The 22,417-nt window shown below is 72.0% G+C and carries 13 protein-coding genes and 2 pseudogenes; 12 read left to right on the top strand and 3 right to left on the bottom strand.

All coding sequences use genetic code 11. The annotated features are described in order from the left end of the window. Positions 1–320 precede the first annotated feature (320 nt). From OJ254_RS31310 to OJ254_RS30785, 11 genes and pseudogenes are all read left to right on the top strand, one after another. Entirely contained in the window at positions 321–1,127 is an 807-nt protein-coding gene (locus tag OJ254_RS31310) for a HAMP domain-containing protein (protein WP_423835795.1), read from the top strand. Between the two features lie 17 nt (positions 1,128–1,144). Beyond that, on the top strand, positions 1,145–5,719 hold the full coding sequence (locus OJ254_RS00645; protein ID WP_423835794.1) for a HAMP domain-containing protein: 4,575 nt from the start codon (positions 1,145–1,147) through the stop codon (positions 5,717–5,719). A 256-nt stretch (positions 5,720–5,975) separates the two neighbouring features. Next, the gene (locus tag OJ254_RS00640) at positions 5,976–6,635 is read left to right on the top strand and encodes a response regulator (RefSeq protein ID WP_261955354.1); all 660 of its coding nucleotides are present in this window, start codon (positions 5,976–5,978) and stop codon (positions 6,633–6,635) included. 114 nt (positions 6,636–6,749) lie between these two features. Further along, positions 6,750–9,547: pseudogene (locus tag OJ254_RS00635) on the top strand (DNA translocase FtsK). 225 nt (positions 9,548–9,772) lie between these two features. Next, complete coding sequence (locus tag OJ254_RS00630; protein ID WP_265360825.1) at positions 9,773–10,576, top strand: helix-turn-helix domain-containing protein; 804 nt, start codon at positions 9,773–9,775, stop codon at positions 10,574–10,576. 104 nt (positions 10,577–10,680) lie between these two features. Beyond that, positions 10,681–12,180 (top strand): 30S ribosomal protein S12 methylthiotransferase RimO, encoded by a 1,500-nt coding sequence (gene rimO, locus OJ254_RS00625; RefSeq protein WP_261955351.1) that lies wholly within the window; start codon positions 10,681–10,683, stop codon positions 12,178–12,180. Next, a complete protein-coding gene (pgsA, locus tag OJ254_RS00620; RefSeq protein ID WP_265360824.1) occupies positions 12,177–12,827 on the top strand; it encodes a CDP-diacylglycerol--glycerol-3-phosphate 3-phosphatidyltransferase in 651 nt (216 codons plus the stop codon). Before rimO ends, pgsA begins: the two co-directional genes overlap by 4 nt. Further along, on the top strand, positions 12,824–13,360 hold the full coding sequence (locus OJ254_RS00615) for a CinA family protein (RefSeq protein WP_265360823.1): 537 nt from the start codon (positions 12,824–12,826) through the stop codon (positions 13,358–13,360). Before pgsA ends, OJ254_RS00615 begins: the two co-directional genes overlap by 4 nt. Before the next feature lie 94 nt (positions 13,361–13,454). Next, positions 13,455–13,838: a helix-turn-helix domain-containing protein gene (locus tag OJ254_RS00610; protein ID WP_030415589.1), complete on the top strand. Its 384-nt coding sequence runs from the start codon at positions 13,455–13,457 to the stop codon at positions 13,836–13,838. 296 nt (positions 13,839–14,134) lie between these two features. After that, entirely contained in the window at positions 14,135–14,605 is a 471-nt protein-coding gene (locus OJ254_RS00605) for a Dps family protein (protein WP_265360822.1), read from the top strand. A gap of 189 nt (positions 14,606–14,794) precedes the next feature. Further along, entirely contained in the window at positions 14,795–15,049 is a 255-nt protein-coding gene (locus tag OJ254_RS30785) for a hypothetical protein (RefSeq protein ID WP_423835990.1), read from the top strand. On the opposite strand, the gene OJ254_RS00595 is transcribed toward OJ254_RS30785, so the two are convergent. The 3 genes from OJ254_RS00595 to OJ254_RS00585 are packed head-to-tail and all read right to left on the bottom strand — an operon-like array spanning position 14,997 to position 21,407. Next, entirely contained in the window at positions 14,997–15,773 is a 777-nt protein-coding gene (locus OJ254_RS00595) for an SDR family NAD(P)-dependent oxidoreductase (RefSeq protein ID WP_265360821.1), read from the bottom strand. The two genes, OJ254_RS30785 and OJ254_RS00595, sit on opposite strands and share 53 nt — an antisense overlap. A gap of 31 nt (positions 15,774–15,804) precedes the next feature. Beyond that, positions 15,805–16,602 (bottom strand): Fpg/Nei family DNA glycosylase, encoded by a 798-nt coding sequence (locus tag OJ254_RS00590; RefSeq protein WP_265360820.1) that lies wholly within the window; start codon positions 16,600–16,602, stop codon positions 15,805–15,807. A gap of 29 nt (positions 16,603–16,631) precedes the next feature. Next, entirely contained in the window at positions 16,632–21,407 is a 4,776-nt protein-coding gene (locus OJ254_RS00585) for an Lhr family helicase (protein WP_265360819.1), read from the bottom strand. A 130-nt stretch (positions 21,408–21,537) separates the two neighbouring features. Here OJ254_RS00585 and OJ254_RS00580 point away from each other — a divergent pair. Then, a pseudogene (locus tag OJ254_RS00580) lies at positions 21,538–22,412 on the top strand (AraC family transcriptional regulator); the annotation flags it as partial. Positions 22,413–22,417 lie beyond the last annotated feature (5 nt).

Here is a 22,417-nt window from a genome sequence, read left to right as displayed (position 1 = left end):
ACGCGAGGTCACGGGGCCGGTGGACAGCCGTATGCCAGGTTACTTACCTTCGCCGCGGCCGAGGATGCCGGTCACGTGTGTTTCCGCCCCAATCGTGCCGTGGGACGGTGTGCGATGCTGCCGAACTGTTATGGCCTGGTTGGGCCATGGTGAAACACTGGGCAAGTATCAAGAGAAAGCCCGGGTAGAACGGTCGACCCTGCGGGAGGGACACGGTGGAGTCTGGCGCAGCGGCGCGGGGCGCAAGCACGCGCGCGAAAGGCGGACGATCCCGGAGCAACGGGACGACCGAGGTGGATACGGCTGCGCTGAATCGGCTGTTGGTCGCTCTGGTTGCCATGCGGGACGGGAACTTCCGCAAGCGGCTCACGGTTTCCGGCGACGGCGTCATGTCGGAGATCGCGGCGGTCTTCAACGAGGTCGCGGACCGCAATCTGCATCTGACCGGCGAGCTGGCGCGGGTGCGCCGGGTCGTCGGACGTGAGGGAAAACTCACCGAGCGGCTGGAGGTCGGCGCCGCCGAAGGCTCCTGGGCCGCGGCCATCGACGCCTCGAACGCGCTGGTCGACGACCTGGTGCGGCCGGTTTCCGAGGTCGGCCGGGTGCTCTCGGCGGTGTCCGAGGGCGATCTGGAACAGCGGATGGATCTCCGCTCGCGCAGTTCGGACAGTTCTTCGGAGCATCCCCTGCGCGGTGAATTCTTGAAGGTCGGCCGGACGGTCAACGGGCTGGTGGACCAGCTCTCCGCCTTCACCGACGAGGTCACGCGGGTGGCCAGTGAGGTCGGTACGGAGGGCAAGCTCGGCGGCCAGGCCCGGGTGCGCGGAATGTCGGGTTCGTGGAAGGACCTCACGGAATCCGTCAACACCATGGCGTCCCGGCTGACCGCACAGGTCCGGGACATCGCGCTGGTCACCACGGCCGTCGCCAAGGGCGATCTGTCGCGCAAGGTGACCGTCCATGTCGCCGGCGAGATGCTGGAGCTGAAGAACACCGTCAACACGATGGTGGACCAGCTGTCGTCGTTCGCCTCCGAGGTGACCCGGGTCGCCCGCGAGGTCGGTACGGAGGGCGAGCTCGGCGGTCAGGCCCAGGTCCCCGGTGTGGCCGGGTGTGGAAGGACCTGACGGATTCGGTCAATCTCATGGCCGGCAACCTCACCGCTCAGGTGCGCGGGATCGCCCAGGTCACCACGGCCGTCGCCAATGGTGACCTGTCGCAGAAGGTGACGGTCAGCGCACGCGGCGAGGTTGCCCAGCTCGCCGACACGATCAACACCATGACCGAAACGCTGCGCACCTTCGCCGACGAAGTGACGCGGGTGGCGAACGAGGTCGGGGCCGAGGGGCAGCTCGGCGGGCAGGCGCAGGTGCCGGGTGCGGCGGGGACGTGGAAGGACCTCACCGATTCGGTGAACAACGCCTTCCGCAACCTGACGGCCCAGGTGCGGGACATCGCGCAGGTGACGACGGCGGTCGCCAACGGCGATCTGTCGCAGAAGGTCACCGTCGATGTGGCCGGGGAAATGCTGGAGTTGAAGAACACCGTCAACACGATGGTGGACCAGCTCTCCGCGTTCGGTGCCGAAGTGACCCGGGTGGCGCGGGAGATCGGCGTCGAGGGTGAGCTGGGCGGCCAGGCGGCGGTGCCCGGGGCGGCGGGGACGTGGAAGGACCTCACGGACTCCGTCAACACCGCGTTCCGCAACCTCACCGGTCAGGTGCGCAACATCGCGCAGGTGACGACGGCGGTCGCCAACGGCGATCTGTCGCAGAAGGTCACCGTCGACGTCTCCGGCGAGATGCTCCAGCTGAAGAACACCGTGAACACCATGGTGGATCAGCTGTCGTCGTTCGCCGACCAGGTCACGCGGATGGCCAGGGACGTGGGCACGGAGGGCCGGCTGGGCGGTCAGGCCCGGGTCGACGGCGTCAGCGGCACCTGGAAGGAGCTCACCGACTCCGTCAACTTCATGGCGGGGAACCTCACCTCGCAGGTGCGGCAGATCGCCCAGGTGACGACGGCGGTGGCGCGCGGTGACCTGTCGCAGAAGATCGACGTGGACGCGCGCGGCGAGATCCTGGAGCTGAAGAGCACCATCAACACGATGGTCGACCAGCTCTCCGCGTTCGCCGAGCAGGTCACCCGGGTCGCCCGGGAGGTCGGTACGGACGGCCGGCTGGGCGGTCAGGCACAGGTGCCCGGCGTGGCCGGCGTCTGGCGCGATCTGACCGACTCCGTGAACGGCATGGCCGGCAACCTCACGGCCCAGGTCCGCAACATCGCCCAGGTCGCCACGGCCGTCGCGCGCGGTGACCTGTCGCAGAAGATCGACGTGGACGCCCGGGGCGAGATCCTGGAGCTGAAGAACACCCTCAACACCATGGTCGACCAGCTCTCCTCCTTCGCGGAGCAGGTCACCCGGGTCGCCCGCGAGGTGGGCACCGAGGGCATCCTGGGCGGTCAGGCCGAGGTGCAGGGCGTCAGCGGCACCTGGAAGGACCTCACCCAGTCCGTCAACTTCATGGCGAACAACCTGACGTCGCAGGTGCGCAACATCGGCGAGGTGACGACCGCGGTCGCCCGCGGTGACCTGTCGAAGAAGATCACCGTCGATGCCAAGGGCGAGATCCTCGAACTGGTCACGACCGTCAACACGATGGTCGACCAGCTGTCGCTGTTCGCGGAGCAGGTGACCCGGGTCGCCCGTGAGGTCGGTACGGAGGGCCAACTGGGCGGCCAGGCCCGGGTTCCGGGCGTCACCGGCATCTGGAAGGACCTCAGCGACAACGTCAACCTGATGGCCAACAACCTGACCATCCAGGTGCGGAACATCTCGCAGGTCTCCGCGGCGGTCGCCAACGGCGACCTCACGAAGAAGGTCACGGTCGAGGCGCGCGGCGAGGTCGCGCAGCTCGCCGACACGGTCAACACGATGGTCACGACGCTGTCGTCGTTCGCCGACGAGGTCACGCGGGTGGCCCGCGAGGTGGGCACCGACGGCATCCTGGGCGGGCAGGCCCGCGTCCCCGGCGTCGCCGGGACGTGGAAGGACCTCACCGAGTCCGTGAACTCCATGGCCAACAACCTGACCGGCCAGGTCCGCAACATCGCGATGGTCACCACCGCCATCGCCAAGGGTGATCTGACCAAGAAGATCGACATCGACGCGCGCGGCGAGATCCTCGCGCTGAAGACCACCATCAACACCATGGTCGACCAACTGTCGTCCTTCGCCGAGCAGGTCACCAGAGTGGCCCGCGAGGTGGGTACGGAGGGCCAGCTGGGCGGTCAGGCGCAGGTGCGGGGCGTGGCCGGCACCTGGCGGGACCTGACCGAATCCGTGAACGAGATGGCCGGAAACCTGACCCGGCAGGTGCGCGCCATCGCCGCGGTCGCCGCGGCGGTCACCCTCGGCGACCACAACGTCCGGATCGACGTGGACGCGGCCGGCGAGATCCTGGAGCTCCAGGACAACGTCAACACCATGATCGCCACGCTCCGCGAGACCACCCTCGCCAACGAGGAGCAGGACTGGCTCAAGGGCAACCTCGCCCGGATCTCCGGTCTGATGCAGGGCCGGCGCGACCTCAAGGACGTCGCCACGCTCATCATGAGCGAGCTGTCGCCCGCGGTCTCCGCGCAGCACGGCGCGTTCTTCCTGGCGGCGCAGCCGGACAGCCAGGAGATCGGCGCGGACGGCGGTGAGTCGGGCGAGTACGAGCTGCGGCTGATGGGCTCGTACGGCTACACCGGGGGCAACATGCCCACCACCTTCAAGCCCGGTGAGACGCTGATCGGCACGGCCGCCGAGGAGAAGCGCACGATCCTCGTGGAGAACGTGCCCTCCGGCTACCTCAAGATCGCCTCGGGACTGGGCGAGGCGCCGCCGGCGAACGTGATCGTGCTGCCGGTCCTGTTCGAGGACAAGGTGCTCGGCGTGATCGAGCTGGCGTCGTTCCAGCCGTTCACCCAGATCCAGAAGGACTTCCTCAGCCAGATCGCCGAGATGATCGCGACCAGCGTCAACACCATCTCGGTCAACACCAAGACCGAGGTACTGCTCAAGCAGTCGCAGGAGCTGACCGAGCAACTCAAGGAGCGCTCGGGCGAGTTGGAGAGCCGGCAGAAGGCGCTGGAGCTGTCCAACTCCGAACTGGAGGAGAAGGCCGAGCAACTGCGGGCGCAGAACCGCGACATCGAGGTGAAGAACACCGAGATCGAGGAGGCCCGGCAGGTCCTGGAGGAGCGCGCCGAGCAGCTCGCGGTCTCGATGCGCTACAAGTCGGAATTCCTGGCCAACATGTCGCACGAGCTGCGCACGCCGCTCAACTCGCTGCTGATCCTGGCCAAGTTGCTGGCCGACAACGCCGAGGGGAACCTCTCCCCGAAGCAGGTCGAGTTCTCCGAGACGATCCACGGCGCGGGCAGCGACCTGCTCCAGCTGATCAACGACATCCTGGACCTGTCGAAGGTCGAGGCCGGCAAGATGGACGTCAGCCCGACCCGGATCGCGCTGGTCCAGCTCGTCGACTACGTCGAGGCCACCTTCCGGCCGCTGACCGCGGAGAAGGGACTCGACTTCTCCGTACGGGTCTCGCCGGAGCTGCCGGCCACGCTGCACACCGACGAGCAGCGGCTGCTGCAGGTGCTGCGCAACCTGCTGTCCAACGCGGTGAAGTTCACCGACACCGGCGCGGTCGAGCTGGTCATCCGGCCGGCCGGCGCGGACGTGCCGGTGGCCATCCGCGAACAGCTGCTGGAACACGGTTCGCTGCGCGACCCGGACGCCGAGATGATCGCGTTCTCCGTGACCGACACCGGCATCGGCATCGCGTCCAGCAAGATGCGGGTCATCTTCGAGGCGTTCAAGCAGGCGGACGGCACGACCAGCCGCAAGTACGGCGGTACGGGGCTGGGCCTGTCCATCAGCCGGGAGATCGCCCGCCTGCTGGGCGGCGAGATCCACGCCCAGAGCGAGCCCAACCGCGGCTCCACCTTCACGCTCTACCTGCCGCACAACCCAGGCGGACTGCCGCCGCAGGGCTACCCGCAACTGGTCGCCGGCGGCCTGGCGATGGACGCGGAGGCACGCGAGACGGAGGCCGGGGCCCAGGAGGCGGAGGAGCCGCCGCGCCGCGAGTTCGGCGGCGGAAGCCTCAACCGGCGCCGTCGGCGGGCGATTTCCGGGTCCCAGCGGCGGTTCGCGCTGCCCGGCCAGCAGCCGTCCGGCCCGCCGCAGCCGGCCCCGCAGGCGCCCGCGCAGCCGGAGCGGCCGGCCGCCGAGGAGCCCTGGCTGGGCAACGGCCAGGACCTCGTCGAGCCGGGCTTCGAGGGCGGCTTCCACGGCGAGAAGGTGCTGATCGTCGACGACGACATCCGCAACGTCTTCGCGCTCACCAGCGTCCTGGAACAGCACGGGCTGTCGGTGCTGTACGCGGAGAACGGCCGGGAGGGCATCGAGGTCCTGGAGCAGCACGACGACATCGTGCTGGTACTGATGGACATCATGATGCCGGAGATGGACGGCTACGCGACCACCGCGGCGATCCGCCGGATGCCGCAGTTCGCCGGGCTGCCCATCATCGCGCTGACCGCGAAGGCCATGAAGGGCGACCGGGAGAAGAGCATCGACTCCGGGGCCTCCGACTACGTGACCAAGCCGGTGGACACCGACCATCTGCTGCTGGTCATGGAGCAATGGATGCGCGCGGAGTGAGGGGGCGTCCAGTATGGACCCGGAATGAGGATCATCGCGTGCTGACGGAGTGTGGCGGCGGACGTGTGGAGGCCCCGGATCCGGGGAACCTTCTCGTCTCTGTCTGCGTTTCTGCTAAGTGCACAGTGACATCGCGGTGACAGGGTGTGGCGACAGGCGGGGTGCAGCTACCATGACCGGCACAAGGACGGGCGGCATGACGGAGTCGTCCCCTGGGGCGGCGTCCGGTTCACTGCCGGGGCGAGGAGGACGGGCCATGGTGCAGAAGGCCAAGATCCTCCTGGTCGATGACCGGCCGGAGAATCTGCTGGCGCTGGAGGCGATCCTCTCCGCGCTCGATCAGACACTGGTGCGGGCATCGTCCGGGGAGGAAGCGCTCAAAGCACTGCTCACGGACGATTTCGCGGTGATTCTGCTGGATGTGCAGATGCCGGGCATGGACGGCTTCGAGACCGCCGCGCACATCAAACGGCGTGAGCGCACCCGTGACATCCCGATCATCTTCCTCACGGCCATCAACCACGGCCCGCACCACACCTTCCGCGGCTACGCGGCCGGCGCGGTGGACTACATCTCCAAGCCGTTCGACCCGTGGGTGCTGCGCGCGAAGGTCTCGGTCTTCGTCGAGCTGTACATGAAGAACTGCCAACTGCGCGAGCAGGCCTCCCTGCTGAGGCTGCAGCTGGAGGGCGGCCGGCCCAGCGCCGACGAGGCGAGGGAGTCCGCGGGGCTGCTCGCCGAGCTGTCCGCGCGGCTGGCGGCGGTCGAGGAGCAGGCGGAGGCGCTGTCCAAACAGCTGGACGAGACCGCGGACGCCGCGGCGGTGGCCACCGCGGCCCATCTGGAGCGCAAACTCACCGGGCTGCGCCGTGCGCTGGACGCCCTGGAGCCGGGGGCCGGGACCCCCGCGGGATGAGCGCGGGGCGGCCGCCGGGCAGCTGACGCCCCTTCATGAGACGGGCGCGCGACACGGATGGGTGAAGGGCCGTGCGCTCGTGTCATGCCCGCGATCGCCTGTAATCTCGTCGCCATGGCCTCACGTACGTCCGGCAAGGGAACCCAGAGCACGGCGGGCCCCTCGAAGCAGCGCGCCGGACAATCCGGGGGCGCGGCCAAGAAGACCGCAGCGAAGAAGGCGCCCGGGAAACCGCCCGCCAAGAAGGCCGCGGCGAAGAAGGCCCCGGCCAAGAAGGCCCCGGCCAGGAAGGCGCCCGCCAAGAAGGCCCCGCCCAGACCGGCACCGTCTCCGACCGGCGGGGTGTACCGCCTGGTCCGTGCCTGCTGGCTGGGGATCGCCCACGCCATCGGGGCGGTCTTCCGCGGCATGGGCCGCGGCGCGAAGAACCTCGACCCGGCGCACCGCAAGGACGGCCTGGCGCTCGGCCTGCTCGGTCTGGCACTGGTCATCGCGGCCGGCACCTGGTCCAACCTCTCGGGTCCGGTCGGCGATCTCGTCGAGCTGCTGGTGACCGGCGCGTTCGGCCGCCTCGACCTGGTCGTCCCGATACTGCTCGGCGGCATCGCGGTGCGGCTCATCCGGCACCCGGAGCAGCCGGAGGCCAACGGACGGATCGTCATCGGACTGTCGGCGCTGGTCGTCGGCGTCCTCGGGCAGGTCGCGATGGCCTGCGGCTCGCCGGGGCGCGGCGACGGCTTCGCGGCCATACAGGACGCCGGCGGCTACCTCGGGTGGGTCGCCTCCAAGCCGCTGATCTTCACCGTCGGCCAGACCCTGGCCGTGGCGCTGCTGGCGCTGCTGACCGTCTTCGGTCTGCTGGTGGTCACCGCGACCCCGGTCAACGCGATCCCGCAGCGGCTGCGGGCGCTCGGCGTGCGGCTGGGCGTGGTGCACCCCGTGGAGGACGTGGCGGGCTTCGACGAGGGCGAGGAGTACGCCGAGGACTGGCGCGAGCAGCCCGCGCGCGGCGCCCGTCGCCGTACCGCCGCGGCGTCCGCGCCGGACGACCCGGACGACATGGAGGAGGCGGCGCTGGCCAAGCGCCGCCGGCCGCGCCGGAGCTCCGTACAGCCCGCCGCGGACCGGCCGATGGACGCGGTGGACGTGGCCGCCGCGGCCGCCGCGGCGCTGGACGGTGCGGTGCTGCACGGGGTCCAGCCCTCCCCGCTCGTGGCCGGGCTCAGCAGCGGCATCTCCACCGAGCACCGCGAGCACGAGGGCACGGAGACCTCGGGGAGAGCGGTACGGTCCCGCCGGCCCGCGGCGCCGGGCCGAAGCCGGAGCCGGCACCCGCCGAGGAGCCGTCCACCGCGTCCGTACCGGACTTCACCAAGGCCCCGCCCGAGCCGTCCGGCGAGCTGCCGCCGCGCGCCGAGCAGCTCCAGCTGTCCGGGGACATCACCTATGCGCTGCCGTCGCTGGACCTGCTCTCCCGGGGCGGGCCGGGCAAGACCCGCAGTGCCGCCAACGACGCCATAGTGACCGCGCTGACCACGGTCTTCCAGGAATTCAAGGTCGACGCCGCGGTCACCGGATTCACCCGCGGCCCGACGGTCACCCGCTACGAGGTCGAGCTGGGCCCGGCCGTCAAGGTCGAGAAGATCACCGCGCTGGCGAAGAACATCGCGTACGCGGTGGCCAGTCCCGACGTCCGGATCATCAGCCCGATCCCGGGCAAGTCCGCGGTCGGCATCGAGATCCCCAACACCGACCGCGAGATGGTCAACCTCGGCGACGTGCTGCGGCTCGCCGACTCCGCCGAGGACGACGACCCGATGCTGGTGGCCTTCGGCAAGGACGTCGAGGGCGGGTACGTCATGCACTCGCTGGCCAAGATGCCGCACATGCTGGTCGCGGGCGCCACCGGCTCCGGCAAGTCGTCCTGCATCAACTGCCTGATCACCTCGGTGATGATGCGCGCCACCCCGGAGGACGTCCGGATGGTGCTGGTCGACCCCAAGCGGGTCGAGCTGACCGCCTACGAGGGCATCCCGCACCTGATCACGCCGATCATCACCAACCCCAAGCGGGCCGCCGAGGCGCTGCAGTGGGTGGTGCGCGAGATGGACCTGCGCTACGACGACCTGGCGGCCTACGGTTTCCGGCACATCGACGACTTCAACGAGGCGGTGCGCGACGGCAGGATCAGTTCGCCCGAGGGCAGCGAGCGGGAGCTGGCGCCCTACCCGTACCTGCTGGTGATCGTCGACGAGCTGGCGGACCTGATGATGGTCGCGCCGCGCGACGTGGAGGACTCCATCGTCCGCATCACCCAGCTCGCCCGGGCCGCCGGCATCCATCTGGTGCTCGCCACCCAGCGGCCTTCCGTCGACGTCGTGACCGGCCTGATCAAGGCCAATGTGCCCTCCCGGCTCGCGTTCGCCACGTCCTCGCTGGCCGACAGCCGGGTCATCCTCGACCAGCCGGGCGCCGAGAAGCTGATCGGCAAGGGCGACGGACTGTTCCTGCCGATGGGGGCGAACAAGCCGACCCGTATGCAGGGCGCGTTCGTCACCGAGGCCGAGGTCCACGCCGTGGTCCAGCACTGCAAGGACCAGATGGCCCCGGTCTTCCGGGACGACGTCACGGTGGGCAGCAAGCAGAAGAAGGAGATCGACGAGGACATCGGCGATGACCTCGACCTGCTGTGTCAGGCCGCTGAGCTGGTGGTTTCCACCCAGTTCGGGTCGACGTCGATGCTCCAGCGCAAGCTGCGGGTGGGCTTCGCGAAGGCCGGCCGGCTGATGGACCTGATGGAGTCGCGGAACGTCGTCGGGCCCAGCGAGGGCTCGAAGGCTCGTGACGTTCTTGTGAAACCTGACGAGCTGGACGGAGTGCTGGCGGTGATCCGGGGGGAGGCTACGGAGTAGCACAGACATCCGGGTCACCCGTACGGAAGAAGCAAGCAACCGTTTCTCCTGCCGACACGTCAAGTTGAGGGAGGCGAGGGAGCGATGCTTCATGATCAACCCGCATGGCACCCCACGGGGCGTTCTGATGGCGTACAAACCCGGCTCTCCCGCTTGCCCGACCCTTTCGCCCCACCCCTAGACTGAACTTCCAGCAGGTGGCTACACGCTCGAAAGGCGCCGCCCGTGTCCATCGGCAACTCCCCCGAAGCAGACCGGCCTTCCGTCGGTCGCGCCCTCCAGCAGGCCCGTATCGCCGCGGGACTGACCGTCGAAGAGGTCAGTACGACGACACGGGTGCGCATCCCCATCGTGCACGCGATCGAGCAGGACGACTTCTCGCGCTGCGGCGGTGACGTCTACGCCCGGGGGCACATCAGAGCGCTCGCCCGCGCCGTCTCGCTCGACCCCGGCCCGCTGATCGCGCATTTCGACGCCGAGCACGGCGGCCGGCCGACGCCGACCGATCTGGCCGCCCCGATCTACGAGGCCGACCGGATCCGCTCCGAGCCGCGCCGCCCGAACTGGACGGCGGCGATGGTCGCGGCGATCGTCGCCGTGGTCGGTTTCGCCGGCTTCACGCTCTTCACCGGCGGCGACAAGAGCGACAACAGTCCGCTCGCCTCCGATTCGCACGCCAAGCCCGCGCCGGCGCCCACCCGTCATCCCTCGACGATCAAGCCACCGCTGCCGGAGCCGTCCGACAGCGCGGTCGCCGGGCTGCCGAAGGACAAGGTGACGATCAAGGTCACCGCCAAGGACGGCCAGAGCTGGGTCTCCGCGAAGGACGCCAACGGCAAGCTGCTGGAGGACAGCCTGCTCAAGCAGGGCGAGTCCAAGACGATCACCGACAAGAAGCGGATCGACCTGGTCCTCGGCAACGCGCCGGTCGTACAGCTGTACGTCAACGGCAAAGAGGTCAAGCAGATCGGTGAGAAGGGGCCCGTCGAGCGGCTCAGCTACACGCCGGGGGATCCCCAGGCGGGCTGAGCGCCGCGTTCCTGAAGTGCGTCCGCCGCCGGGCCCGGGGCTCCTGGACCGGGCGGCGGAGACCTGCGCGAAGGGGGTGTCCGGGACGAAGTAGGCTGAGCCCTATGCCCGAACGCCGTACCGTCGCCCTTGTCACCCTTGGCTGCGCCCGTAACGAGGTGGACTCGGAGGAGCTCGCAGGCCGCCTGGCGGCGGACGGCTGGGAGCTGGTCGAGGAAGCCGCCGATGCCGATGTCGCCGTCGTCAACACCTGTGGGTTCGTCGAGGCCGCCAAGAAGGACTCCGTCGACGCCCTGCTGGAAGCCAATGATCTGAAGGACCACGGCAGAACCCAGGCCGTGGTCGCCGTCGGCTGCATGGCCGAGCGCTACGGCAAGGAGCTCGCCGAGGCGCTGCCCGAGGCCGACGGCGTGCTCGGCTTCGACGACTACTCCGACATCTCCGACCGGCTGCAGACCATCCTCAGCGGCGGCGTCCACGCCTCGCACACCCCGCGCGACCGCCGCAAGCTGCTGCCGATCAGCCCGGCCGAGCGGCAGGGTTCCGCGGGGGTCGCGCTGCCCGGTCACGCCCAGGCCGCCGAGGCACCGGCCGCCCCGCCCGAGGACCTGCCGGAGGGCATCGCGCCCGCCTCCGGGCCGCGCGCCCCGCTGCGCCGCCGGCTCGGCAGCAGCCCGGTGGCCTCGGTGAAGCTGGCCTCCGGCTGCGACCGGCGCTGCACGTTCTGCGCCATCCCGTCCTTCCGCGGCTCCTTCATCTCCCGCCGGCCCTCCGACGTGCTCGGCGAGACCCGCTGGCTGGCCGAGCAGGGCGTCAAGGAGATCATGCTGGTCTCCGAGAACAACACCTCCTACGGCAAGGACCTCGGCGACATCCGCCTGCTGGAGACGCTGCTGCCCGAGCTGGCGGCCGTCGACGGCATCGAGCGGATCCGGGTCAGCTATCTGCAGCCGGCCGAAATGCGACCGGGTCTGATCGACGTCCTGACCGGGACGGACAAGGTCGCGCCGTACTTCGATCTTTCCTTCCAGCACTCGGCGCCCGGTGTGCTGCGGGCGATGCGGCGCTTCGGCGACACCGACCGCTTCCTGGAGCTGCTGGAGCAGATCCGCACGAAGGCGCCGCAGGCCGGTGTCCGGTCCAACTTCATCGTGGGCTTCCCCGGGGAGAGCGAGGGCGATCTGGCGGAGCTGGAGCGCTTCCTCACCGGGGCCCGGCTCGACGCCATCGGCGTCTTCGGCTACTCCGACGAGGACGGCACCGAGGCCGCGTCGTACGAGAACAAGCTCGATCCTGACGAGGTCGCCGAGCGGCTGGCGCGGGTGTCGCGGCTGGCCGAGGAGCTCACCGCGCAGCGCGCCGAGGAGCGGATCGGCGAGACGGTGCGGGTGCTGGTCGACCGGGACGACGAGGAGGACGGTCTCGTCGGGCGGGCCGCGCACCAGGCGCCGGAGACCGACGGTGTCACCCTGCTCTCGACCGGCCAGGAGCTGTCGCCCGGTCGTATGGTCGAAGCAAAGGTGGTGGCGAGCGAAGGCGTGGACCTGGTGGCGGAGGTGCTGTCGGTGGACGGCACGTCGTGTACCGAGGAGGCGGCCAGATGACCGGAGTCCCGGCTTCCGCAGCTGGTGGCCCGCGCACGGCGCCGGCCGTCCGGCCGGCCGGGCTGTGGAACATCGCCAACGTCCTGACGATGCTGCGGCTGGTGCTGGTCCCCGCCTTCGTGGTGCTGCTGATGCACGACAACGGGACCGACCGGGCCTGGCGCGCCTTCGCCTGGGCCGCCTTCGCGATCGCCATGATCACCGATGTCTTCGACGGGCATCTGGCGCGCACGTACAACCTGGTCACCGACTTCGGCAAGATCGCCGACCCGATCGCGGACAAGGCGATCATGGGCGCCGCGCTGGTCTGCCTGTCGGTGCTCGGGGACCTGCCCTGGTGGGTGACGGGCGTGATCCTCTTCCGCGAGCTCGGCATCACGCTGATGCGCTTCTGGGTGATCAAGCACGGGGTGATTCCGGCCAGTCGTGGCGGCAAGATCAAGACATTGGCGCAGGGCACCGCGGTCGGCATGTACGTCCTGGTGCTGACCGGGCCCCTGGCGACCTTCCGCTGGTGGGTGATGGCGGCGGCCGTGGTGCTGACCGTCGCGACCGGACTCGACTACGTCCGGCAGGCCGTCGTGCTGCGCCGGGCCGGGCTGGCGCGGGAGCGGGCCGCCCGGGCCGAACAGGACACCGCCCGGTGACCGGGCCGGGTTCTGCCGCGGCCGGGGCGCTGGAGCTGCTCGCGGGTCGGGGGCAGAGCCTGGCCGTGGCGGAGTCGCTGACCGGCGGCCTGGTGGCCGGCACGCTGACCGCGGTCCCCGGGGCCTCGCGGTCGCTGCGCGGTTCGATCACCGCGTACGCCACCGACCTCAAGCGGGACATACTGGGCGTCGACGGCGCCCTGCTGGCCGCGCGCGGGGCCGTGGACGGTGAGGTCGCCCGCCAGATGGCGGCCGGGGTGCGGCGGGCGCTGGGCGCCGACTGGGGCATCGCCACCACGGGCGTCGCCGGACCGGACCCGCAGGACGGGCAGCCGGTGGGCACCGTTTTCGTCGCGGTGCAGGGGCCGGGCGGTGCCGGCGAGGTGCGCCGGCTGGCGCTCACCGGTGATCGCGACCGGATCCGCCGGGACACCATTGACGCGGTGCTCGCACTGTTGTTGAGCGAACTGACAGAAAATGCGCGGGCACAGGATACGGAACAACACGGGGGGAATGGATGTTTGCAGCCATGAGTGAACACGTACTCGCTCCCGGCACGGCCGCGGCCCGAGGCGGTACGGTGGGGCGAGAAGGATCCGGATCCGAGGTCCGAGGAGGGAGCCAGCGATGATTCTGCTTCGTCGCCTGCTGGGTGACGTTCTGCGCCGACAGCGTCAGCGCCAGGGCCGAACCCTGCGCGAGGTCTCGTCCTCCGCCCGGGTGTCGCTCGGCTATTTGTCCGAGGTCGAGAGGGGGCAGAAGGAGGCGTCCTCCGAGCTGCTCTCGGCGATCTGTGACGCGCTGGACGTGCGCATGTCCGAGCTGATGCGGGAGGTCAGCGACGAGCTGGCGCTCGCCGAGCTGGCCGCTTCCGCGGCCGCGAGCGACGCGGTGCCGGCACCGGTGCGGCCGAAGCTCAATTCGGTGTCCGTCGCGTCCCTGGCCGGAGTACCGGAGGAGCGCGTGACGATCAAGTCCCCGGCCGACGTCGTGGATGTCGTCGCGGCCTGACACACCTGTTCACAGGCGTTCCGGAGCCCCGGCGGGCAGCAGCCCGCCGGGGCTCCGCGCTGTCCGGGGGTTGCGGCGGATCGCCCCGACCCGCTCGGAACGTGCGATTCATTTGTACGATGGCTAAATCGGACAAATGGTCCGAATTGGTGTCGGGATCGTCGCCCGCGGGATGCGCTCACCTGGATCGATCACCCGGACCGGTCGTCATCGGTCACCCGGACCGGTCATCCGGACGGTGCACGGCCCGATCGGGTGCGGTCAGGCTCGATCCCCGTTCGAACAGGAGTATCTGGATGTCTGTCGTCAAGAGCACGCTGTCCGACGAAGCCCGCGGCATTGTGGGGAACGCCCTGCAGGGCGCCCTCGTCGACCTGGTGGACCTCTCCCTCGTCGCCAAGCAGGTCCACTGGAACGTCGTCGGCCCGCGCTTCCGCTCCGTGCACCTCCAGCTCGACGAAGTGGTCGCCAGCGCACGGACGCACATGGACACGGTGGCCGAGCGGGCGGCCGCGATCGGGGTGTCCCCCGACGGCCGGGCCGCCACCGTCTCCAAGACCAGCGGCATCAACGAGGTGCAGGACGGCTGGATCAAGGACGGCGACGTCGTGCGGGCCATGGTGAACGCCCTGGGCGCGGTCATCGGCCGGATGCGCGAGCGGATCATCGCCACCGACGAGCCGGACCCGGTCACCCAGGACATCCTGATCGGCCTCACCGCCGACCTGGAGAAGCACCACTGGATGTTCCAGGCCGAGGCCCACTGACGGTGCCCGTGGTGGCTCCGCGCGCCGCAAACGCGCCGGTGCGCTCTCCCCGCCGACGGCGGGCCCGTCTAGCGTCGGCCGGAGGAGGCAGCCATGGCGTGGCGTGGAACCACGGCCCGCGGACCGGCCGGCCGGCTCCCGGAGGGTGAGTCGGCCGTCCGCCGTCCGCGGGCCGTCCCGGGGCGCCGGATATCCGCGGCCCTCGTCGGCGGGTTGTGGTGGTGTGCCGTGCTCCGGCTGGCGTTCTGGCCGCAGACGGCGGGCCTGGTCGAGGGTGCCGTGGTGCTCGGCGGCTGGGGTCTGAGCCTGTTGCCGGTGCACTGCGTGCCATGGACGGGACGGAACGAGTCCCGGCGCCGGCGGGCCGTGCTCCGGCGGGCCCGGATGATGTTCACCACGGCATGGCGACGCCGCCGTTCGGGCGGAGGATCTGGCCGGTCGTGAAGGACGAGGCGTCCGACGCGAGGTACAGCACGGCGTGCGCGACGTCCGCCGGCTCTCCCACCCGTCCCAGCGGCGACATCCGGATCATCGGTGCCTCCGCCCGCTGCTGCGCCTCCGCGGTGGGGCGGTCGGTCATCGGGGTGCGTATCCAGCCGGGTGCGACGGCGTTGACGCGGATGCCGTGCCGGCCGACCTCGGAGGCCAGCGTCCTGGTCAGCTGCACGACGGCGGCCTTGGCGGCCCCGTAGCAGAGCAGGCCCGGTGCGCCGGTGTCGATCGCGCCGGAGGCCATGGTCACGAGGGAGCCCCGGGTGCCGGTGGCGATCATGGCCCGGGCGGCCTCCTGGCAGCCGTACAGCACCCCCTTGAAGTTGGTGTTCCACACCCGGTCCAGATCCGCGTCCGCGGTCTCCAGAACGGGGGCGGAGTGCATGATTCCGGCGATGTTCGCCATCACGTCGAGCCGGCCGGAGGCCGCGCGGGCCGCCTCGACGACGGCGGCCACCTCGGCCCGGTGGGTGACGTCGACGCGGTGGGCGTACGCGGTGCCGCCGGACGCGGTGAGTGCCGCGGCGGTCGCCCGCGCGCCCCGTTCGTCGAGGTCCGCGCAGTGCACCGTGGCGCCGGCCTCGGCGAGGAGCGCCGCGGTGGCACGGCCTATTCCGTTCGCCGCGCCGGTCACGATCGCGGTGCGGCCCGTGAGGTCGTACGCGGGCAAGGGCATGCGGGGAGGGTAGGCCTGAGCTGACGGGTCGTCAATTCCCTGTGGGGTCGGGCTGGCAGCGGGGGCACCAGTAGGTGACGCGTTCCTCGGCCGCGGGGTCCTGGTCGGCGGAGCGGACCGGCGTACCGCAGCGCAGGCAGGGGCGGCCGGCCCGGCCGTAGACCCACAGCCGGCGGTCCGGGCGGGCGCTGGGCGTGGTGGTACGCGCCGGGCGCCGCTTGTTCGCCTCCAGCAGCTTCTTGGCGAGCGCCGGCGCCCGCTCCGGCGCGGGCAGCTCCCCGACGGGCAGCCAGGGCGAGGCGCGCAGCAGGAAGCACAGCTCCGACTTGAAGACGTTGCCGATGCCGGCCAGATTGCGCTGGTCGAGCAGGGCCTCGCCGAGCGGCCTTTGCGGCGCGTCGAGCAGCCGGCGCAGCGCCTCGGCGGCATCCCAGTCGGGGCCCAGCAGATCGGGCCCCAGATGGCCGACGACCCGCGGCTCCTCGGCGGTCGGCAGCAGATCGAGGACCGGGAGGCGGTAGCCGACCGCGGTGTGCTCCGCCGTGCCGAGGACCGCCCGGATCTGATGGGCCGGCCCGCCCCGCCAGCGCTCGGCGGGACCGTAGATCTGCCAGGCGCCGTCCATCCGCAGATGGGAGTGGAGGGTGAGGCCGCCCTCGAAGCGGGTCAGCAGATGCTTGCCGCGGGGGACCACCGCCAGGACCCCGCGGCCGGTCAGATCCACCGTCGCCAGCCGGGGCACCCGCAGGTCGCAGCGGGTCAGCGGCCGGCCGGCCAGCGCTTCGTGCAGCCGCTGCGCCAGCCGCCAGACCGTGTCACCTTCGGGCATGCCCCCATCATGCCGGTCCGCCGGCGCCGTCAGCCGCGCAGCCGCAGCCCCCGCGGCGTCGGGTGGAAGCCGGCGGACTCCAGGGCGGCGGCGAACGGGGAGGTCAGGGCGGCGGTGCCGTTGATGCGCTCGGTGGTGATCGTGCCCAGCGCGCCGGCGCGGGCGGCGTCGACGAGCGCCTCCACCGCCGTCCGCAGCCGCGGATCCGTCGCACCCCCGGACGGGTCCTGGCCCAGCGGCCACATCAGCAGGGTCTTGCCGCCGCGCTCCATGTAGAGCGTCAGCTCACCGTCGACCAGGACCACCACGGAGCCCGCCTTCCGGCCGGGCTTGTGCGTCGAGCCCTCGGGCGGATCGGGCCAGGACAGGGCGGCGCCGTAGGCATTGGCCGGATCGGCGGCGGCCAGCACCACGGCCCGCGGCGGACCGCCGCGCCGCTGCGGACCGCCGTCCGCCAGCGCGTCGTCGACGGTGCGCTCCCGCTGGGTGTTCACCGCGCGCAGCCGGTCCACCGCACCGTCCATCGCGAACTGGGCGGCGCCCAGCCCCTCGACGACATAGCCGCGGCGGGCCTGGCCGGACTCCTCGAACGCGGCCAGGACGCGGTACGCGGCGGAGAAACCGCCCTCGACCCCCTCGGCCGCGACCGCCCCGCGGGTGACGATGCCGTGCCGGTCCAGGAGCGTACGGGCCAGGGCGTGCGCGCGGTGGGTGGGGTCCGGCTCGGGAGTGGGCAGCAGCGACCAGCGGCCGCCGACGGTCGGCGGACCCGACCGGGACGCCGTGGGGCGGACGCCGCCGTGCCCCGCGGCCATGGCCAGCGATCCGTACCGCCCGCGCGGAACGGCGCGCCGGGCGCGGTGCGCCGTCGAACCGGCCGTACGGCCCGAGCCGAGCAGCGCCCGCAGCGGGGCGAGGGTGTCATTGGTCAGCCGGCCCGACCAGGCCAGGTCCCAGAGCGCATCGGCCAGTTGGGGATCGGTCACCTCGGGGTGGGTGGTGGCCCGGACCTCGTCGGCGAGCTGGCGGAAGAACAGGCCGTACCCGGGGGCGAGCGCGGCCAGCAGCGACTCGTGGAGGGCGCTCGGCTCCAACGGGAGCGGCGGCGGCAGCAGCAGCGGAGCCGCGTCGGCGAGATGCAGCGAGAGCCAGCCGTCCTTGCCGGGCAGCGCACCGGCGCCGGCCCACAACACCTCGCCGGTGGCGGTCAGTTCGTCCAGCATCGCCGGGGTGTAGCCGCCGACGCGGGACGGCAGCACCAGCTTCTCCAGGGCCGACGCCGGCACCGGCGCGCCCTGCAGCTGCTCCACGGCGCGCACCAGCCCGTCGATCCCGCGCAGGCTGTGCGACGCGCCGCCGGACGGCGCCGGCTGGCCGCTCACCGGGGCCGGACGCGGCGCGGAGACGTGCTGCCACTGGGGCAGGAACGCGGCGAGCGCCGCCGGAGGCACCGGCTCCAGCTCCTCGCGCAGCGCGGCCAGTGAACGGCGGCGCAGCCTGCGCAGCACCTGGGCGTCGCACCACTCCTGGCCGATGCCCGCCGGATGGAACTCGCCCTGCACCACCCGGCCGGCGGCGGCGAGGCGGTGCAGCGCGCCGTCCGTGACGGCGGTGCCCAGCCCGAAGCGGGCCGCCGCCTGCTCGGAGGTGAACGGCCCGTGCGTACGGGCGAAGCGGGACAGCAGATCGCCGAGCGGATCCTTGACCGGTTCCGTGAAGGATTCCGGGACGCCGACCGGCAGTGCCGTGCCCAGGGCGTCCCGCAGCCGGCCGGCGTCCTCGACCGCGGCCCAGTGGTCGGCGCCGGCGATCCGGACCGAGATGGCGCGCCGGGCGGCGGCCAGCTCCCGCGGCCACGCCGGATCCGCGCCGCGCTCGACCAGCTCGGCGTCGGTCAGCGGCCCCAGCAGCCGCAGGACGTCGGCCACCCCCTCGGCGTCCTTGACCCGGCGGTCCTCCGAAAGCCACTGCAGCTCGCGCTCCAGCTCGGCCAGCACCTCGGCGTCCAGCAGCTCGCGCAGCTCGGCCTGGCCCAGCAGCTCGGCCAGCAGCCGCGAGTCCAGCGACAGCGCGGCGGCCCGCCGCTCGGCGAGCGGAGAGTCGCCCTCGTACAGGAACTGGGCGACGTAGCCGAACAGCAGCGAGCGGGCGAACGGGGACGGCTCGGGGGTCGTGACCTCCACCAGGCGGACCCGGCGGGCCTCGATGTCGCCCATCAGCTCCGTCAGACCGGGCACGTCGAAGACGTCCTGCAGGCATTCGCGGACGGCCTCCAGCACGATCGGGAAGGACCCGAACTCACTGGCCACCTGGAGGAGTTGGGCCGCGCGCTGCCGCTGCTGCCACAGCGGGGTGCGCTTGCCGGGATTGCGGCGCGGCAGCAGCAGGGCGCGGGCGGCGCACTCGCGGAACCGGGAGGCGAACAGCGCCGAGCCGCCCACCTGGTCCGTGACGAGCTGATCGACGTCGCCCGGATCGAAGGCGACATCGGCGGCCCCCACCGGGGACTGCTCCGGGTCGTACTCCGCGCCGCGCGCACCCAGCCCCGGATCGTCGGCCGCGCCGAACCCGCCGTCCCCGTCGAGGAGGTCGAGGCCCATCAGGTCGGCGTCCGGCAGCCGCAGCACGATGCCGTCGTCGGCGTGCATCACCTGGGCGTCCAGGCCGTAGCGCTCGGCCAGCCGGGAGCCCAGGGCCAGCGCCCAGGGGGCGTGCACCTGCGCGCCGAACGGGGAGTGGATGACCACCCGCCAGTCGCCGAGCTCGTCGCGGAACCGCTCGACGACGATCGTGCGGTCGTCGGGGACATGGCCGCAGGCCTGCCGCTGCTCGGCGAGATAGCCCAGCACGTTGGAGACCGCCCAGTCGTCCAGCCCGGCCGCCCTCAGCCGGCCCCCGGCCTCCTCCGGGTCGGCGGCCCCGATCTCCCTGAGGAACGCGCCCAGCGCCCGCCCCAGCTCCAGGGGACGGCCCAGCTGGTCGCCCTTCCAGAACGGCAGCCGGCCGGGCACGCCGGGGGCCGGCGTGACCAGCACCCGGTCCCGGGTGATGTCCTCGATCCGCCACGACGTCGTACCGAGCGTGAAGACGTCGCCGACCCGGGATTCGTAGACCATCTCCTCGTCGAGCTCGCCCACCCGGCGACCCCCGCCCCCCTTGCCGGAGTCACCGCCGGCCAGGAACACCCCGAACAGGCCGCGGTCCGGGATCGTGCCGCCGGACGTCACGGCCAGCCGCTGGGCCCCGGGCCGGCCCGTGACCGTCTGGGCGACCCGGTCCCACACCAGGCGCGGCCGCAGCTCGGCGAACGCGTCCGAGGGATAGCGGCCCGCGAGCATGTCCAGCACGGACCGGAACGCCGACTCCGGAAGCGCGGCGAACGGGGCCGCGCGCCGCACGACGGCCAGCAGCTCCTCCACGTCCCAGGTGTCCATCGCCGCCATCGCCACGACCTGCTGGGCCAGCACGTCCAGCGGATTGGCGGGCACCCGCAGCGCCTCGATGGCGCCGGTCCGCATCCGCTCCGTCACCACGGCCGCCTGCACCAGGTCGCCGCGGTACTTCGGGAAGACGATGCCCGTCGAGACCGCCCCGACCTGATGGCCGGCCCGGCCCACCCGCTGCAGACCGGACGCGACCGACGGCGGCGACTCCACCTGCACCACCAGGTCGACCGCGCCCATGTCGATGCCCAGCTCCAGACTGGACGTGGCGACCACGGCCGGCAGCCGGCCCGCCTTCAGGTCCTCCTCCACCTGGGCGCGCTGCTCCTTGGACACCGAGCCGTGGTGCGCCCGTGCCAGCAGCGGCGGCGCGCCCTTCGCGGCGCCGGCCTCGGCCATCAGCTCCGCGGGGGAGTGGTGCTCGGGCAGCGCCGTCCCCGTCGTCCGCTCGTAGGCGATCTCGTTCAGGCGGTTGCACAGCCGCTCCGCCAGGCGGCGCGAGTTGGCGAAGACGATCGTGGAGCGGTGCGCCTGCACCAGATCGGCGATCCGCTCCTCGACCTGCGGCCAGATGGACGGCTTCTCACCGGCCTCGCCCTCCCGGACCGGGGCGCTGCCCAACTCGCCCATGTCCTCCACCGGGACGACCACCGTCAGGTCGAAGCGCTTCCCCGACGGCGGCTGGACGATCTCCACCCGGCGCTGCGGCGACAGATAGCGGGCCACCTCCTCCACCGGGCGCACCGTCGCCGACAGCCCGATCCGGCGCGCCGGACGGTCCAGGAGCTCGTCCAGTCGCTCCAGGGACAGCGCCAGATGCGCCCCGCGCTTCGTGCCGGCGACCGCGTGCACCTCGTCCACGATCACCGTCTCGACGCCCGCCAGCGCCTCCCGCGCCGAGGACGTCAGCATCAGGAACAGCGACTCGGGCGTCGTGATGAGGATGTCCGGCGGGCGGTTGGCGATCGCCCGGCGCTCCGCAGGAGGCGTGTCCCCGGAACGGATCCCGACCCTGATGTCCGGCTCCGGCAGGCCCAGCCGGACCGACTCCTGCCGGATGCCCGTCAGCGGGCTGCGCAGATTGCGCTCCACATCGACGGCCAGCGCCTTCAGCGGTGACACGTACAGCACCCGGCAGCGCTTCCGCGGCTCCGCGGGCGGCGGCGCGCTCGCCAGCGCGTCCAGCGACGCCAGGAACGCGGCGAGTGTCTTGCCGGAGCCCGTCGGCGCCACCACCAGGACGTCCGAGCCCGCGCCGATCGCCCGCCAGGCGCCCTCCTGCGCGGCGGTGGGCGCGCGGAACGCCCCGGCGAACCATCCGCGGGTCGCCGGCGAGAACGAGTCGAGCGCTGACTTGGCCATGTTCCCCATCGTGCACCGGACCACTGACAACGCGGCCCCGCCCGGGCGTCGGCGGACCGCCCCCGCCCGCCGTCCGCCCCTCGGACCCCCAGGTCACGGGCGTACGGAGCGGACGCAGAATGGAGACATGATCACGGTCAGCGGCGACGGCGCGGCCGCGGACGGCGCACCCGGCGCGGACGTCACGCCGCGGGCGCGCGGGGAGTGGGCCCGGCACTGGCGCTACCCCGGCCTGCCCGGCCTCGATCTGCTGCGCGCCCGGTACGTACGGCACGCCTTCCCCGCCACGCCCACGCCGGCTACGTCGTCTGCGCGGTCACCTCCGGCATCGAGGAGGTCGGCCTCCAGCAGGGCACCGTCCGGGCCGGCCACGGCGGCATCATCATGATCAACCCCGAGGTCGCCCACACCGCGCGGGCCGGCGCCCCCGAAGGCTGGACCTACGCCACCCTCTACCCGTCGTCCGAGATCGTCGGCGAGATAGCCGATGAGACCACGGCCCTGCGCGGTACCCCGGCCTTCACCGAAACCGTCGCCGACGCCCCCCTGCTCGCCCGCATGATCACCGACGTCCACCGGGCCGCCGAGGCGGGCAACGCGCTCGCCGCCGACAGCCTGCTGCGCCTCACCGTCGCCCGGCTGCTGCGCCGCTACGGAGGCCCCCTCCCGGCCCGCACCCCGCGCAGCGCGGGTACCCGCAACGCGGCCCGCGCCCGTGCCGTACTGGAGGAACGGATGGCCGACCCGCCCTCCCTGGAACAGCTGGCACACGACCTCGGCACCAGCCCGTTCGCCCTGCTGCGGGCCTTCAAGGCCGCCTACGGGATGCCCCCGCACGCCTGGCTCACCGACGCCCGGGTCCGCCGGGCCCGCAGCCTCCTGGAGGCCGGCCGCCCGCCCGCCGACACCGCCGTCGCGGTCGGCTTCACCGACCAGCCGCACCTGAACCGCCACTTCACCCGGATCGTCGGGGTACCGCCCGGCGCGTACCGCAAAGAACGCGCCCTCTG

The organism is Streptomyces endophytica (assembly GCF_026153355.1).
GTDB lineage: Bacteria > Actinomycetota > Actinomycetes > Streptomycetales > Streptomycetaceae > Streptomyces > Streptomyces endophytica.
The sequence above is the reverse complement of the archived record's forward strand: the minus strand, read 5'-3'. Positions and strand labels throughout refer to the sequence as shown.